The 15,503-nt window shown below is 66.9% G+C and carries 17 protein-coding genes, 1 tRNA gene and 1 other RNA gene; 9 read left to right on the plus strand and 10 right to left on the minus strand.

What is annotated here, in order from left to right; translation table 11 throughout:
• Window positions 1-16: 16 nt before the first annotated feature.
• Window positions 17-949, plus strand: a complete 933-nt coding sequence (gene gshB, locus GR316_RS00225) for a glutathione synthase (RefSeq protein WP_211784079.1) — start codon at window positions 17-19, stop codon at window positions 947-949.
• A complete protein-coding gene (locus tag GR316_RS00230) occupies window positions 946-2,040 on the plus strand; it encodes a pyridoxal phosphate-dependent aminotransferase (protein WP_211784080.1) in 1,095 nt (364 codons plus the stop codon). The genes gshB and GR316_RS00230 overlap by 4 nt, the downstream gene beginning before the upstream one ends.
• Here the strand turns inward: GR316_RS00230 and hemP are convergent.
• The 5 genes from hemP to nudC form a co-directional block, all read right to left on the minus strand.
• Window positions 2,006-2,125, minus strand: a complete 120-nt coding sequence (gene hemP, locus GR316_RS00235; RefSeq protein WP_249218854.1) for a hemin uptake protein HemP — start codon at window positions 2,123-2,125, stop codon at window positions 2,006-2,008. The genes GR316_RS00230 and hemP overlap by 35 nt on opposite strands.
• 38 nt (window positions 2,126-2,163) lie before the next feature.
• Complete coding sequence (locus GR316_RS13870) at window positions 2,164-2,289, minus strand: hypothetical protein (protein ID WP_256442671.1); 126 nt, start codon at window positions 2,287-2,289, stop codon at window positions 2,164-2,166.
• A 210-nt stretch (window positions 2,290-2,499) separates the two neighbouring features.
• Window positions 2,500-2,576, minus strand: a tRNA-Met gene (locus GR316_RS00240).
• Between the two features lie 50 nt (window positions 2,577-2,626).
• Window positions 2,627-3,097 carry an SRPBCC family protein gene (locus GR316_RS00245; RefSeq protein ID WP_211784082.1) on the minus strand — a complete coding sequence of 157 codons (471 nt, stop codon included), beginning with the start codon at window positions 3,095-3,097 and terminating at the stop codon, window positions 2,627-2,629.
• Window positions 3,094-3,963, minus strand: coding sequence for an NAD(+) diphosphatase (gene nudC, locus GR316_RS00250; protein WP_249218776.1), 870 nt, complete (start codon window positions 3,961-3,963; stop codon window positions 3,094-3,096). Before nudC ends, GR316_RS00245 begins: the two co-directional genes overlap by 4 nt.
• 159 nt (window positions 3,964-4,122) lie before the next feature.
• On the opposite strand from nudC, the gene GR316_RS00255 reads away from it, so the two are divergent.
• The 3 genes from GR316_RS00255 to GR316_RS00265 all read left to right on the plus strand — a co-directional run bounded on the left by GR316_RS00255 (window position 4,123) and on the right by GR316_RS00265 (window position 7,056).
• Window positions 4,123-5,862 (plus strand): 5'-nucleotidase C-terminal domain-containing protein, encoded by a 1,740-nt coding sequence (locus GR316_RS00255; protein ID WP_211784084.1) that lies wholly within the window; start codon window positions 4,123-4,125, stop codon window positions 5,860-5,862.
• A 37-nt stretch (window positions 5,863-5,899) separates the two neighbouring features.
• Window positions 5,900-5,996: signal recognition particle sRNA small type (gene ffs, locus GR316_RS00260), an RNA gene on the plus strand.
• A 169-nt stretch (window positions 5,997-6,165) separates the two neighbouring features.
• Window positions 6,166-7,056: a 5'-methylthioadenosine/S-adenosylhomocysteine nucleosidase gene (locus GR316_RS00265; RefSeq protein WP_211784085.1), complete on the plus strand. Its 891-nt coding sequence runs from the start codon at window positions 6,166-6,168 to the stop codon at window positions 7,054-7,056.
• 39 nt (window positions 7,057-7,095) lie between these two features.
• Here the strand turns inward: GR316_RS00265 and GR316_RS00270 are convergent, their stop codons facing one another.
• The 4 genes from GR316_RS00270 to GR316_RS00285 all read right to left on the minus strand — a co-directional run bounded on the left by GR316_RS00270 (window position 7,096) and on the right by GR316_RS00285 (window position 11,951).
• A complete protein-coding gene (locus GR316_RS00270) occupies window positions 7,096-7,854 on the minus strand; it encodes a TSUP family transporter (RefSeq protein WP_211784086.1) in 759 nt (252 codons plus the stop codon).
• Window positions 7,855-7,945: 91 nt separating this feature from the next.
• Window positions 7,946-9,631, minus strand: coding sequence for a catalase (locus GR316_RS00275; RefSeq protein ID WP_211784087.1), 1,686 nt, complete (start codon window positions 9,629-9,631; stop codon window positions 7,946-7,948).
• 96 nt (window positions 9,632-9,727) lie between these two features.
• Window positions 9,728-11,128 (minus strand): D-alanyl-D-alanine carboxypeptidase family protein, encoded by a 1,401-nt coding sequence (locus GR316_RS00280; RefSeq protein WP_211784088.1) that lies wholly within the window; start codon window positions 11,126-11,128, stop codon window positions 9,728-9,730.
• A gap of 130 nt (window positions 11,129-11,258) precedes the next feature.
• Window positions 11,259-11,951, minus strand: coding sequence for an HAD family hydrolase (locus GR316_RS00285; protein ID WP_249218777.1), 693 nt, complete (start codon window positions 11,949-11,951; stop codon window positions 11,259-11,261).
• A gap of 100 nt (window positions 11,952-12,051) precedes the next feature.
• Here GR316_RS00285 and clpS point away from each other — a divergent pair, with 100 nt between their 5' ends.
• The 3 genes from clpS to GR316_RS00300 are packed head-to-tail and all read left to right on the plus strand — an operon-like array spanning window position 12,052 to window position 14,144.
• Entirely contained in the window at window positions 12,052-12,375 is a 324-nt protein-coding gene (clpS, locus tag GR316_RS00290; RefSeq protein WP_211784090.1) for an ATP-dependent Clp protease adapter ClpS, read from the plus strand.
• 3 nt (window positions 12,376-12,378) lie between these two features.
• Window positions 12,379-13,350, plus strand: coding sequence for a class I SAM-dependent methyltransferase (locus GR316_RS00295; protein ID WP_211784091.1), 972 nt, complete (start codon window positions 12,379-12,381; stop codon window positions 13,348-13,350).
• Window positions 13,347-14,144: an SDR family NAD(P)-dependent oxidoreductase gene (locus GR316_RS00300; RefSeq protein ID WP_211784092.1), complete on the plus strand. Its 798-nt coding sequence runs from the start codon at window positions 13,347-13,349 to the stop codon at window positions 14,142-14,144. Before GR316_RS00295 ends, GR316_RS00300 begins: the two co-directional genes overlap by 4 nt.
• On the opposite strand, the gene GR316_RS00305 is transcribed toward GR316_RS00300, so the two are convergent.
• Complete coding sequence (locus GR316_RS00305) at window positions 14,141-14,548, minus strand: hypothetical protein (protein WP_211784093.1); 408 nt, start codon at window positions 14,546-14,548, stop codon at window positions 14,141-14,143. The genes GR316_RS00300 and GR316_RS00305 overlap by 4 nt on opposite strands.
• Window positions 14,549-14,647: 99 nt before the next feature.
• Between GR316_RS00305 and hemF the strand changes: the two genes are divergently transcribed.
• Window positions 14,648-15,502, plus strand: coding sequence for an oxygen-dependent coproporphyrinogen oxidase (hemF, locus tag GR316_RS00310; protein WP_211784094.1), 855 nt, complete (start codon window positions 14,648-14,650; stop codon window positions 15,500-15,502).
• Window position 15,503 lies beyond the last annotated feature (1 nt).

Here is a 15,503-nt window from a genome sequence, read left to right on the forward strand (position 1 = left end):
AAAGAAGGAGAGCCGCATGAAGGTCGCGTTCCAGATGGACCCGATGGGGTCGGTCAACATCGACGGTGACAGCACCTTCCGCATCGCGCTGGAGGCGCAGGAGCGGGGGCACACGCTGTTCCATTACCACCCCGAACACCTCGCCTTCGACGAGGGGCGCATCACCGCGCGCGGCCAATGGATGACCCTGCGCCGCGAAAAGGGCAACCACGTCACCTTCGGCCCGACCGAGGTCGTGGACCTTGCGACGATGGATGTCGTCTGGCTGCGTCAGGACCCGCCCTTCGACATGGGCTACATCACCTCCACGCATCTGCTGGACATGCTGCCGGACCGCGTTCAGGTCGTGAACAACCCGTTCTGGGTGCGCAACTTCCCCGAGAAGCTGCTGGTGCTGACCTTCCCCAAACTGACGCCGCCGACGATGATCGCCCGCGATCTGGCGACGATCCGCGCCTTCAAGGCCAAGCATGGCGACATCATCCTCAAACCGCTCTACGGCAATGGCGGGGCGGGGGTGTTCCGTCTGGACCCGAACGACCGCAACTTGTCCTCGCTGCACGAGTTGTTCACCTCCATGTCGCGCGAGCCGTTGATCGTGCAGAAATTCCTGCCCGCCGTGTCCAAGGGCGACAAGCGCGTGATCCTCGTGGACGGGGAGCCGATCGGCGCGATCAACCGCGTGCCGCAGGAAGGCGAGACGCGGTCGAACATGCATGTCGGCGGCCGCGCCGAGAAGGTGGAACTGACCGAGCGCGACCGCGAGATCTGCCGCGCCATCGGCCCGATCCTGCGCGAAAAGGGGCAGGTCTTCGTCGGCATCGACGTGATCGGCGATTGGCTGACGGAGATCAACGTGACCTCGCCCACCGGCCTTCAGGAACTCGAACGCTTCGACGGCACTAACGGCGCCCGCCTGATCTGGGAGGCGATCGAAGCGAAGGCATGAGCCGTTTCTGGAGCCCGTTCCTGCACGATCTGTCGCCCTATGTTCCGGGCGAACAGCCTCGCCGCCCCATGGTGAAGCTGAACACCAACGAGAACCCCTATGGCCCGTCCCCGCGGGCCATCGCGGCGATCCGGGCCTGCGCGGATGGGCTGCGCCTCTATCCCGACCCCGAGGCGGCGGCCCTGCGCGGTGCCGTCGGGCGGACGCTGGGGCTGGGGGCGGATCACGTCTTCGTCGGCAACGGCTCGGACGAGGTGCTGGGCCATGCCTTCAACGCCTTCTTCCGCCATGGCGGGCCGGTGGTCTTTCCCGACATCACCTATGCCTTCTACGACAGCTATTGCCGGCTCTATGGGCTGCCGGTGCGGCGCGTGCCGCTGCGGGCGGATCTGACGCTGGATCCGGCGGCGCTGGACGGGCCCTCTGCTGGGCTGGTCATCGCCAATCCGAACGCGCCCACGGGCCTTGCGCTGCCGCTGGATCGGGTCCGGGGCATCTTGCGCGCCCATCCGGACCGCGTCGTGATCGTGGACGAGGCCTATGTCGATTTCGGCGCCGACAGCGCCGCAACCCTCGTGGCCGAGCATGACAATCTGCTAGTGGTGCAGACCTTTTCCAAATCGCGCAGCCTTGCGGGGCTGCGGGTCGGGTTCGCGGTGGGCCAGCCGCATCTGATGGACGGGCTGCGGCGGGTGAAGGACAGCTTCAATTCCTACCCGCTGGGAATCCCGGCGCAGGCCGGGGCCCTTGCCGCGTGGGAGGATCGGGACTGGTTCGAGGAGACGCGCCGCCGCGTCATCGCGGATCGCGACCAGCTTGCGGCGGCGCTGCGGCAGCGGGGCTTCGACGTGCCCCCCTCGCAGGCGAACTTCCTGTTCGCGGCCAATCCGACATGGACGGGCGCGCATCTGGCATCCGGTCTGCGCGCCGAGGGGGTGCTGGTGCGCCATTTCCCCGCGCCGCGGATCAAGGACCGTCTGCGCATCTCCATCGGGACGGCAGAGGACTGCGCGCGGCTGCTTTCGGCGCTGGACGCCGTGATGGCCGCGCCGGGCCTTACTTCGTCAGGATCAGCTTGCCGGCCCGGGTGATCCGCAGGCTGTAGATCTGTCCGTTCAGCACGATCCGCGCCTGATTGCCGCCATCCGTCAGCCGGACGGCGTCATGCACGGGCATGGTGGTGTCGATCAGGTTCGAAAGATCGGTCATCGCGTTCATGATGGGCGCTCCAGTCGGTCGATGAGAAGGAAAAGGCCGCGGGTCGGGACCAGATCACCCAGAATCCGGCGCAGCATCTGGGCCAGATCGCCTTCGGGATTCGCATGCGGGATCGCGGTCATCGGACACCTCGGTTGGCCCGGCACCCTGCGCCGGTCCTTAAACCTTAGTGAAATTGTCTGGCTTGTAAATACCAATACTTTTAGTCGGGAATAGATTCCGCACGACCACGCAAAACGGCCGCGGCCGGTGGTCCCGAAGGACGCACCGGCCGCGGCCGTCATGCAAAGACATGATGCGTGATGGTGCTACCAATGCCCCGTTCGGGGCGATGGTAGCGGAGGAGGGATTTGAACCCCCGACCTAAGGATTATGATTCCTCCGCTCTAACCAGCTGAGCTACTCCGCCATCGGGGCGGACAGATATTGGCAGGGGCGGGGAAGGTCAAGCACCTTTTTTCATTTTCCGTCGCGCAGTTTGCGCCAGTCCTGTCCCGTCTGGCGGGCGAATTCGCGCGTGCGCTGCTGGATGCGCTGTTCCACCTTGCCGCGCGCAAGGCGCAGCGACTGCACCAGAAGGCGCGCGGCGATGTTCAGAGGCTTGATCTCGATCCGCGAGGTCAGAAGCGTGCGGTTTTCCGACAGGGAGGTGAGTTCGAAATCCGAGTCGATCTGCAGCGCTGCATCCAGCGCGCGAAAACGCAGCACCGTGTCCGGGGTCATCTCGGTCAGGGTCACGGCCATGTCGCGCTTGCGTCCGCGAATCGGGATACGCGTCTGCCACGTGGTGCCGGTCTGGACGGGGCCGGGCTGGCGCTGCAGCACCACGTCGCGGTTGCGGATCTTCCGCTCCCACATGTCGAAATCGGTCATCCGTTCGAACACGAAGGGGGCAGGGGCCTCGATCTCGGCCTTGCTGATGATTTTCATGCGGTCTCCGTGCCAGAGGGTGGGTCGAGATCGTCGGCGAGCCAACGCAGGATCAGATGGCGGGCGATCGTCCCCTCGCGGGGGAGCGAGATGTCGGGATGGGTGCCGGCCAGCGCCCGCACCACCTCCTGCCGATCGGCCCAAAGCGCAGATTCGAGTTCGACGGGGTCGATGGTCAGGGCCTCCTCCTCCGCCTCGGCGACAAAGCCCATCATCAGCGACGACGGGAACGGCCATGGCTGGCTGAGGATATAGCGGACCGCGCCGGTGCGGATGCCGGCCTCTTCCTGCACCTCGCGGCGGACGGCGGCTTCGGGCGTTTCCCCCGGCTCCACGAACCCGGCAAGGCAGGAATGCATTCCGGCGGGCCATTGCGCGGCGCGGCCCAGAAGCATCCGGTCCCCCCGGCGCACCAGCATGATGACCACCGGATCGGTGCGCGGGAAATGCCGCGCCCCGCAGGCATCGCAGATCCGCAGCCAACCGCCCTGCGCCATCCGCGATGGGGCGCCGCAGGCCGCGCAGAACCCATGGCTCCGGTGCCAGTTGAAGAGCGCGCGCGCCGTCGCCGCCATCTCCCCCTCGGGCGGGGACAGGGTCGTCATCAGGGCGCGCAGCTCGCTCAGCGCTTCTTCGGGCTGCTCCATTTCGCAGGCGAAGAAATCGTTCCGCGCGTCGCGGCCGAGATAGATCATGTCGCGCCCCTGCAGGGCGGGATCGTCGGCGGGCCGCCAGATCAGCCCCTCGGGGCCGGCGGGGAAGCGTCCCTGCCAGACCGGCAGGATGCGGGCGGGGCGATCCTGCCCGCCATCCCGCAGATGCGCCGCACGGTCATGGCCCGAACTGGCGAAAGCAATGCTGTGCACGCGCGTCTCTCCTTGTTCCCTACCAGCAATAGACCTCGTGACGCCGCGGCAAAAGCCTGAAAAATGCAGGCCGGCACTGGATTTCCCGTGTCGGCTAAGACAGTCTTGCCAAGGGCGGGTATGACGGAGACCGGAACGCGTGATCAGGGCTGAAACCGAATGACCGGGGCGCTTCATGTGCGTCTGCTGGCCACCAGCGACATGCACGGTCATCTCTCGGCCTGGGATTACCATACGGGGCGCGAGGCCCCCTATGGGCTGTCGCGCGTGGCGACGGCGGTGGCGCGCCTGCGGGGCGAGGCCGGGCTGACGCTGCTGCTGGACAATGGCGACACGCTGCAGGGCAGCGCGCTGGCCGATCATGCCGCCGATGCCGGGGGGCAGGGGCATCCGGTGATCCTTGCGATGAACCACATGCGCTATGACGCGGCGACGCTGGGCAATCACGAGTTCAACTACGGCCTGCCCTTTCTGCGGCAGGTCCTGGCGGGGGCGGCGTTTCCGGTCGTCGCGGCCAATATCACCGTGCCCGAAGGCGCGATCGCCCCGCGCCATGTCGTGCTGGACCGGGTGGTGCGCGGCCCGGATGGCCGGGACCATGCGCTGCGCATCGGGGTGATCGGGTTCCTGCCGCCGCAGGTGACGGTCTGGGACCGGGCGCATCTCGATGGCCGGCTGGAGGTGGAGGGGATCGTCGCCGCCGCCCGCGCCCAGATCCCCGCATTGCGGGCCATGTGCGATCTGGTGGTGGTGCTGGCCCATACCGGCTTTGGCGATGGCAGCCCCGCGCCCGAGGCGGAGAATGCCGCCCTCGCGCTGGCAGAGGTGGAGAGGATCGACGCGATCGTCACCGGCCACACCCATGTCGTCTTTCCCGCTGCGCCCCATGAACGGCTCGGCGGTTGTCCGGCGGTGGCGGTGGGGGCGCGCGGCTCGCATCTGGGGGTGGTGGACCTGTGGCTCGATCCGGCGACCAAGGCGGTTCAGCGGGCCGAGGCGCGGGCAATCGACATGTCTGCCGAAATGCCGGACCCGGAGCTGGAGCGCGTCGTCGCCCCCGCGCATGAGGCGGTGCTGGATCTGGTCGCCCGCCCCGTCGGCGTGTCCGAGGTGCCGCTCAACACCTTCTTTGCGCTGATCGCCCCATCGCCGGCGGTGGCGCTGATCGCCGATGCCGCCGCCGCCCATGTCCGCGCGCTTCTGCCCGACGAGGATGTGGTGCTGGCCACCGGCCTTCCCTTCAAGGCGGGGGGCCGGGGGGGCTGCGGCTTTTACACCGACGTTCCGGCAGGCCCGCTCAGCAATCGGCACATCGCCGACATCTACAGCTATCCCAACACGCTGGATGTGCTGCGCATGACGGGGGCCGAGGTCGCCACGTGGCTGGAGCGTGCGACCTCCATCTTTCGGCAGATCACGCCGGGGGTGCAGGATCAGGATCTGCTGGATCCCGATTTCGCCGCCTATCACTTCGACATCATCCACGGCGTGGATTTCGCGATCGACCTTGCCCGCCCGCCGATGTTCGATGCGGCGGGGCGGCAGATCGGGGCCGGGCGCATCGCGGATCTGCGGCTGAAGGGCCGCCCCCTGTCGCCCGATCAATGCGTCATCGTCGCCACCAGCAATTACCGCGCGAACGGTACGGGCGGCTTTGCGCCGCGCGCGCCCTTTCTGCGCGATGTCGGCCGGGTGCAGGATGTGATCCGTGCCCATGCCGCGCAGGCGCCGGTGACCGCGCTGCGCCCGTTCTGGCGATTCCTGCCGATGCCCGGCACCTCGGTCCGGTTCGAAACGGCCCCCGCCGCGCTGCATCATCTGGCCGAGGTGCCGCATCTGGCCCTCACCCCCCTCGGCGTTGGGACGGATGGCTTCCTGCGGCTGCGGCTCGATCTGTGACTTGCCTTCGCGGCGCGTCTTGCCTATATCGACCCCCGAGAGGTTGGCGCGGGCAAGCGCCTCGCCAACCCGGTCAGGTCCGGAAGGAAGCAGCCGTAACGAGTCCCGTTTGGGTCGTTGTCCAGCCTCTCACCTTTCCCCATCCTTGCATGTTCTCACGCCGCCTGCTTTGCGGGCTAAGCGACTGTTTTGACGCACATTATCTGTGCAAAAGGCGGGTCTGCGGCCCAAAGGCTGTGCAGCGTCATGGGATCGCCGGTGCGGCCCCTCTATGAGGGGGCGTCACTACAAGGAAATCCCCCTATGCTTCCCCTCCGCCCTGTCGCAGCGATGCTTCTGTTGTCTGCAGCCCCGGCGCTGGCCGATGTGCCGCGCATCGCCGTGATGTCGGCCTTTGAGCCGGAATGGATCAGCCTTCAGGCCGATCTGCAGAATGCCGAAAGCCAGACGATCAACGGTCAGCGATTCATCACGGGCACGCTGTCCGGCAAGGATGTCGTGCTGTTCCTGTCGGGCGTATCGATGGTCAATGCGGCGATGACGACGCAGCTGGCGCTGGATCATTTCGACATCGACAAGGTCGTCTTCTCGGGGATTGCGGGCGGGGTAGACCCGTCGCTGCATATCGGGGATGTCGTCGTCGCCGCCGAATGGGGCCAGTGGCTGGAGACGGCGATGGCCCGCCACACGGGGGAGGGGTACGAGCTGCCGACCTTCCTGTCCTCGCCCTTCCCGAACCACGAGATGTTCTTCACGCAGGAAACGACCGTCGCCTCGGCGCGGGGTGAGCCCGAGACACGCTTCTGGTTTCCCGCCGACCCGGACCTGCTGAAGGTCGCCGAAGAGGTCGCGGCCGATACCGAACTGGCCGACTGTTCGGGCGACGATGCCTGCCTCGATCACCAGCCCGAGGTTCATGTCGGCGGCAACGGCGTGTCGGGATCGGCCTTCATGGACAATGCCGACATCCGCAAATGGATCTTCTCCACCTTCGATGCGCGGGTGGTGGATATGGAATCGACGGCGGTGGCGCAGGTCGCTTGGGCGAACGAGGTTCCGTTCATCGCCTTCCGCTCGCTGTCCGATCTGGCCGGGGGCGGCGAGGGGGAGAACGAGATGGGCATCTTCATGTCCCTCGCCTCCGAGAATTCGGCCAAGCTGGTGAAGGCCTTCCTCGCCAAGCTGCCGGAATGAGAGGGGCATCCCCGCGCGCCGCGGCGTGCGGGGGTCGCCTCAGACCATCTGCCAGATCAGCCGCAGCGCCAGCGCGGTGGAGGTCAGCACCAGAAGCGGCTTGATGACCCGCGCGCCGATCCGCATCGCAAGGGCGGCGCCCGTGGCCGCGCCCGCCACCTGACATCCCGCCATCATGAGCCCCAGCAGCCAGACCGGTTGCCCCACGGCCGCAAAGGCCAGCAGCCCGCCAAGGTTCGAGGCGAGGTTCAGCAGCTTCGTCTGCGCCGTTGCCCGCAGGATGCCATGCCCAGCCAGTAGCACGAAGCTGAGCATGTAGAACGCCCCCGCGCCGGGGCCGACCAGCCCGTCGTAGAAACCGACGAGCGGCACCGCCGTCAGCGCAAAGAGCGCCGGCGTGATGCGCCGCGCCCGGTCACGGTCATCGAGGCCGGGTTTGAGCGCAAAGAACAGCGCGATGCCGATCAGCACGGCGGGCAGGGCATAGCGCAACGCCTCGGTCGGAAGATGCGCGACGAGCGCCGCGCCCGCCACACCGGCGACGAAGGCGATCAGCGCCGGGACGAGCTGCGCCCGCGGGTCCACGAGGCCGCGCCGTGCGTAGGAAAAGGCCGCCGTCGCGGCGCCGAACGCCCCTTGGATCTTGTTCGTCGCCAGCGCCTGCGCCGGCGGAAGCCCCGCCAGCATCAACGCCGGAACCGTGATCAGCCCGCCCCCGCCCGCAATGGCATCGACGAAGCCCGCCGCAAAGGCGGCGCAGGCGAGCATGAGGACGAGATCGGGGGATAAAGCGAACATCCCGGCCTCATGCCCGCCGCCGCGAGGGGCGTCAAGACAGGACCGGAATGGGGTGGGCGGCGGGATGATCCGCCGCCCGGAACGGGGCCGATCACTCGGCCGCCTGATCCATCTTCACCATGTGCAGACCGCCCAGCACTTCTTCGGCGGTGGTCTGACGGTTGGTCACGGAACTGGTCCACTGGCCCCAGACATCCGGGTCGATGACATCGCCGTTATGGCCCAGATTGGCCATGCGGCGGGTGTCGTCCTCGGTCAGGACCTGACCGGGCAGCGGCTCCATCTTGGCGACATCCTCGGGTGCGATCCCGATCATCTCGCCCACGCGGGTGCCGTAGTCGTCATGGACCATCAGGAAATGCCAGACCATCCGCTCCTGCACGTCGCGTTCGCAATCGCCCAGAAGGGTGCCCATGTTCAGGATCAGATCGTCCCGCTCCCACTGCATCATGGTGCAGAACCGCCCGCGCGCCTGCGCATAATCGTTGCGCCGCTCCAGCACGGAACGGGTCAACCGGCCGTGGATCTCCGGCGGGTTGTTCGGCGCGTCGCGGTCCGATTCCGCCAGACCGTTATGGATCGACGGCTCGAAGTTCACATGCGGGTTTGCGCCCGGCGCCAGATCGCGCCCGAAGGACATCTGCCCACCGTCGTAATTGGTGGCGACCTTCGCGTTCTTGGCCCGGTTCACCGGCAGTTGCAGATAATTCGTGCCGACGCGGTACCGCTGCGTGTCCGAATAGGAGAAGGTCCGACCGACCAGCATCTTGTCGTCCGAGAAGTCCAGCCCGTCGACCAGCACGCCCGTGCCCATCGCGATCTGCTCGTTCTCGTCGAAGAAGTTCTCCACGTTGCGGTTCAGCGTCATGACGCCGACATGGTGCAGCGGGAAATCCTTTTCCGGCCAGATCTTGGTATCGTCGAGCGGGTCCCAATCGAGTTCGGGATGCTCGTGATCCTCCATGATCTGAACGTAGAAGTCCCATTGCGGATACTCGCCACGCTCGATCGCGGTATAGAGGTCCTTGGAGGCCGACCCGAAATCCTTGCCCTGAACCTTTTCCGCTTCTTCGGCGGTCAGGCAGGCGATGCCCTGACGCGGGTGCCAGTGATATTTGACGAGGACCGTGTTCCCTTCGGCATTCACCATTTTGTAGGTGTTCACGCCGAACCCCTCCATATGGCGATACGAGGCGGGGATGCCGCGCGGGCTGAACAGATGCGTCAGCATGTGCATCGATTCGGGCGTCTGCGACATGAAATCGAAGATGCGGTTCGGTTCCTGCCGGAAGGTGACGGGATCGGGCTTCAGCGAGTGGATCACGTCCGGGAACTTGATCGCGTCACGGATGAAGAAGACGGCGAGGTTGTTGCCGACGAGATCCCAGTTGCCATCCTCGGTGTAGAATTTCACGGCAAAGCCGCGCGGATCGCGGGCCGCTTCGGAACTGTCGCGCCCGCCGATGACGGTGGAGAAACGGATGGCGACCGGGGTCTTCTTGCCCTTCTCCTGAAACAGCTTGGCGCGGGTATAGGCAGAGGCGGGCTTGTCGCCGATCATGCCGGTCGCTTCGAAATCGCCGTAGCAGACGAAGCCGCGCGCATGGACGACCCGTTCGGGGATGCGCTCGCGGTCGAAATGGGTGATCTTTTCGAGGAAGTGATAGTTTTCGAGCGTGGCGGGCCCACGTGGCCCCACCGTCCGCTGCGACTGGTTGTTGGTGATCGGATGGCCCTGGCGGTTCGTCAGCGTGCGGTTGGGATCATCACGGTCCATGGCGTCTCTCCTGCGGTGGTGTGGTCTCCTCCGCGAGAGGTAGCCGTCATGTCCGGGCTGACCACCCTTTTTGGGCCAGCCCGGCAGCAGGCCGCCTTACGGCCCGATCTGGAAGCATTCCATCGAGCGGGCGACCAGCTTGCGGCAGGCAAGGTCCGCTTGGCCTTCGGTCAGCCCCATGATGTTGGCATCGTATCCGCTGCTGCGCTCGACGATGTTGCGCAGCCCGTCGCCCAAGGCTTCGCTTTCGGTCAGCACGGCCTGCGTCATTGCCCGGTCGGCAGAGCCGCGCGAGTTGAAGCGCCCGATGTTCACGCCCCAGTGCCGCCCGCCCGAGGTGGAGACGCGCGTCACCACTTCCTGCGGGGCAGGGTCGGCGGAGCGTTCCTTCAGGATTTCGAACGGAACGGGGCCGGGCGCGGCGGATGCCACGGCGACCTCGATCGAATCGTCGCGCGCCTCGGGGACGGGGGAGGAGGCGACCTGCGTCGCGGCGGCCACGGCGCCGTCGATGTCGTCCTGCATCTCGGTCACGGCGGTGGCGGTGGCGGCGACGCTGCTGCCCGGACGCGCCCGCGGGCGCAGCGATGCGGTCACGGCCAGCGATCCGTCCGGTGCGGCGCTGGCGATGGCGGCCGTGCTGGAATAATCGGGGGCCGAGGGCGCGACGATCGGCGCGTTCGCCTTGGCCTTGGAGAATCCGAGATCCAGCAGCTTCGTCATCTTGGCGTTGCGGTCGGCGGTGGAGCTTCCGCCCATCACCGTCGCGATGATGCGCACATTGCCTCGCAGCGCCGAGGCCGTGAGGTTGAAGCCCGCCGCCGAGGTGTAGCCCGTCTTGATCCCGTCCGCGCCCTCATAAGCATCAAGGAAGCGGCGGTTCGTATTGGCGACCGTCGCCATTCCGGCATCGGTCGTGCGGCGCGAGAAGAGGTTGTAATATTGCGGGAAGTCGAAGAGCAGGTGGCGGCCGAGGATCGACATGTCATGGGCGGTGGACATGTGCCCGGCCCGCGTCAGCCCGTTGGCGTTCTTGAAGGTGGAGTTCTTCATGCCCAGCGCCTTGGCGGTGCGGTTCATCATGTCGGCGAAGGTCGCCTCGTCCCCGCCCAGCGCATCGCCGATGGCCGAAGCCGCGTCGTTGGCCGATTTCACCGCCGCCGCACGGATCAGATAGCGCAGCGCGATCTTCTGCCCGGCCCGCAGACCAAGGCGCGAGGGCGGCTGCGAGGCGGCGTTCTTGGACACCGTCACCATCGTATCCAGCGTGATCTTGCCCTGCTGGATCGACTGGAAGGTGATATAGAGCGTCAGCATCTTCGTCAGCGATGCCGGATAAAGCCGCGTGTCGGAGTTGGTTTCGTACAGCGTCTCGCCGGTGCGGGCATCCATGACATAGGCGGCATAGGGCACGGCACGCGCCACGCCCGCACATGTCATCGCCAGCAGCACGGCAAGCAGAATTGTTCGGACGAACTGCCCCGGAAGCGATGTCATCGCCTGCCCCTTCTTGTTCCTGCCTCGAGTCCCTTTCATTCTGACGAAGGGACATTGAGAACAGGCTAACACGCCGCGCCGACTGCCGAAACCCTTTTGCGGCGCGTCGGCGGGATGACGTTGCGTTCGCTCAGGACAGGGCCGATGCCAGCGCCGGAACGCCGCGCAGGTCGGGCAATTCGTGGAAACGGTCATGCCCGGCGGGGGCGTCGGCCATCTCCAGCGCCCATGTCACGCCATGGGGGATATGCACCCCCCATCCGCCCGCCGACAGGATCGGCAGCACATCCGATTTCATGGAATTACCGACCATCATCGCCCGCTCCGGCCCGTCGGCATGGCGGGCGAAGATGCGGGCATAGATCTCGGGCGTCTTTTCGGACACGATCTCCACCCCGTGGAACAGATCGCCCAAGCCCGAGGCCGCCAGCTTGCGCTCCTGATCCAAGAGATCGCCCTTGGTGATCAGGATCACGCGGTGGGTGGCGGCCAGCGCCTCCACGGCGGCGCGGGCATGGGGCAGAAGATCGACCGGATGGGACAGCATCTCGCGCCCGGCGGCGAGGATCTCGGCGATGATGGGGGCGGGGACGCGGCCTTCCGTCACCTCGATTGCCGTTTCGATCATCGACAGGGTGAACCCCTTCACGCCATAACCGTAATGGGACAGGTTGCGGCGTTCGGCATCCAGAAGCCGCGTTTCCAGATCGCGGGGATCGGCATGTTCGGCCAAGAGCTCGATGAAGCGTGCCTCGGTCAGACGGAAGAACGTCTCGTTGTGCCAGAGCGTGTCGTCCGCATCGAATCCGATGGCTGTCAGCACGGCTTCCCCCCTTTCAAGTCTGCGCAGGGACGTTATATAACGCGCTTGTTCCCATCCGTGAAAGACCCCGAGGCCCCCAATGGCAGAGATTGTGCTTTCCATGTCCGGGACGTCCGACACTCCGGGTGACGACGCCTCGATCCTGACCAAGACCAAGCCGAAGACGCAGCGCCCGCCGCTCTACAAGGTGCTGCTGCTGAACGACGACTATACCCCGATGGAATTCGTGGTGCATGTGCTCGAACGGTTCTTCGGGCTGAACCATGCGCAGGCGTTCCAGATCATGCTGACGGTCCATAAGAAGGGCCTCGCGGTGGTGGGGGTGTTCAGCCATGAGGTGGCGGAGACGAAGGTGGCGCAGGTGATGGATTTCGCTCGCCGCCATCAGCATCCGCTGCAATGCACCATGGAAAAGGAAGAATAACCGATGCGCGCCGCACGGCTTGAACTCGCGCTGCACAGCGGCGCGCTCGTGCTGCCGCAGACGGGGCGCATCGCGGTGCTGCGTCCGCAGGCGGGGGACGATCTGTCGGTCCTGCCCAAGGACCGGGTGACGCTGGTGCAGGGCTTCCGCCCCGATCACGACCGGTTCGCCGCTGCCGGATGGGATGTGACGGTGACGCCGCCGGCCGATCCGGCGGCCGTCCTCGTCTGCCTGCCACGCGCCAAGGCCGAGGCCCATGCCCTTCTGGCCGAGGCTGCGGCCGCGCCGCTGTCGATCGTGGATGGGCAGAAGCTGGACGGCATCGATTCGATTCTGCGCGATCTGCGCCGGCGCGGCACCGTGTCGGAGCCGGTGATCAAGGCGCATGGCAAACTCTTCACGTTCCGCGCCGATCTGTCCGATTGGCGCGCCGCGCCGCGGCAGGTGGACGGGTATGAGACGCGCCCCGGCGTCTTTTCCGCCGATGGGCCGGATCCGGCCTCGGTGCTGCTGGCCGATGCGCTGCCCGCCCTGTCGGGACGGGTGATCGACCTTGGGGCCGGTTGGGGCTTTCTGGCGCGCCGCGCGCTGGAGCGGGGCGCCCGCAGCGTCGATCTGGTGGAGGCCGAGGCCGACGCCCTCGAATGTGCGCGGGTGAACGTGCCCGATCCGAGGGCGCGTTTCCATTGGGCCGATGCGCTGACATGGCGGCCCGAGGCGTTGGCCCGCCATGTCATCTGCAACCCGCCCTTCCACCGCGGGCGCGAGACCGATCCGCAGCTGGGCATGGCGTTCGTTGCCGCCGCCGCGCGGATGCTGGCGCCCGATGGGACCCTTTGGCTGGTGGCGAACCGCCATCTGCCCTATGCCGATACCCTCGCGCGGCATTTCCGCACCTCGACCGAGATCGGCGGCAACGGCAGTTTCCGCGTGATCCGCGCCGAGCATCCCCTCAAACGGCAAGAGGCCGCATGAAATTCTCCCTTTCCGGCAAGACCGCGATCGTGACCGGCGCTGCGGCGGGCTGCGGGCTGGCGATCGGGCGCCACTTCATCGAGGCGGGCGCCAATGTCATGTTCACCGACATGGACGAACACCGGCTGGAAGCGGCGGTGTCCGAACTGCACCCCGACCGCGCCCGCATGTTCGCGGGCGATGTCCGCGAAACTCTGACGATCAAGAACCTGCTGTCGGCCACGGTGGATGCCTTCGACGGTATCGACATCCTGATCAATGCCAGCCGTCAGGTGCTGCGTTCGGACCTGCTGGACCCGGAGGCCGATCAGGTCGAAACGATGCTGGGTCAGAACCTCCTGCCGGCGCTGCGCCTGTCGCAGATGACCGCGCGCCGGATGATCAGCCTTGCCGAGCGGCGGGAGCGGACCTGCGTGGGCGCGATCGTCAACCTCTCCTCCATCGCGGCGACGCGCGCGCAGCCCGAGATCGCGGGCTATTCCATCGCCTGCGCCGCGCAGGATCAGATGACGCGCGCCTTGGCGTTGACGCTGGCGCCCAAGGGCATCCGCGTGAACGCCGTCGCCTTCGGCTCGGTGCTGAGCGACAGCCTGCGCGGCGCCTTGGCCGACCGCCCGGACCTGCGCGAGCCGATCGTGGCAGCAACGCCCCTTGGCCGCATCGCCGATGCCGCCGAATTGGTGGAGGCGGTGCAATTCCTCGCCTCCGACGCGGCCTCGTTCATGACGGGGCAGATCGTCAGCATCGATGGCGGGCGCAGCCTGCTGGATGCGGTGCGCGTGCCCGCGCACTAAGTCTCGGGGAAGGAGGCATCGCATTGCGCGATGCCGGCCTTGGCCTCAGCCGCCAGTTGCGCCCGCTTGGCGCGCAGCGAGGCGAGCGTCTCGGCCTCGTCGGTCAGGTTGACGGCGACGGGGCGGGTCCGCGTCTCCACCTCGTCGCGCCAGCACATGCGCGGGGCACCGGCGATGCGGCGCCCGTCGCGGATGCGATCGGGATAGCGGCCGCATTGCCGCCAGACCGGGCGCGAGACCTGATACTCCTCCACCCCATATCCGCGCGCCAAGGTGCGCTCGGACCCGGCGATCAGCGCATCCACCGTGCGCAGATCGCGCGTGACGGTGCTGACGCAGCGGTCATGCGGCGTTGCGCAGGCGGCAAGCAAAGCAAGGAGCGGCAGGGCGGCAAAGGTTTTCATGAGGTCCTCCGCCCCGGATCATAGCGCCCCGACGATCGGCTTCCAATGGCCCTTCGATGCGGTCCTTGCTATCACGGGGGCAACGAAGGAGATCCCGGCATGGACGATTTGAAAACCCGCGCATCCGACTGGTTCCACCAGCTTCGCGACACCATCACCGCCGCCTTCGAGGCCGCAGAGGACAGCATCCCCGGCGACGCGCCCCCCGGCCGGTTCGAGGTGACGCCCACCCGCCGGGCCGAAGGCGGGGGCGGCGGGCTGATGAGCGTGATGCGCGGCGGCCGCCTGTTCGAGAAGGTGGGCGTCAACGTCTCCACCGTGCATGGCACGCTGTCGGATGGGGCGGCGCGGTCCATGGCCTCGCGCGGGGTGCCGGGGATCGAGGCGGATCCGCGATTCTGGGCCTCGGGGGTCAGCCTCGTGGCGCATATGCAAAACCCGCATTGCCCGGCGGTGCATATGAACACGCGCATGTTCTGGACACCGGGGGCGTGGTGGTTCGGGGGTGGGGCCGACCTCAACCCCTGCATCGAATACGATCAGGATACGGCGCAGTTCCACGACACGCTGCGCGCGGCCTGCGATGCGCATGGCGCCGATTACTATGGCCGCTTCAAGGCATGGGCGGACGAGTATTTCTATATCCCGCATCGCAAACGGGCGCGGGGGGTCGGCGGCATCTTCTACGACGATCTGAACACCGGCGATTGGGAGGCCGATTTCGCCTTCACCCGCGAGGTGGGGCGCAGTTTCCTCTTGGCGTTCCTGCCGCTGATCGACCGGCGGCGCGACACCCCTTTCACCGAAGGGGATCGCGACACGCAGTTGATCCATCGCGGGCTCTATGCCGAATACAACCTCGTCTATGACCGGGGCACGAAGTTCGGCCTCGAATCGGGGCACGATCCGGCGGCGGTGCTGATGAGCCTGCCGCCGCTCGCGCGCTGGCCCTGAG

Source organism: Falsirhodobacter algicola (assembly GCF_018279165.1).
In the GTDB taxonomy this organism is placed as follows: Bacteria; Pseudomonadota; Alphaproteobacteria; order Rhodobacterales; family Rhodobacteraceae; genus Falsirhodobacter; species Falsirhodobacter algicola.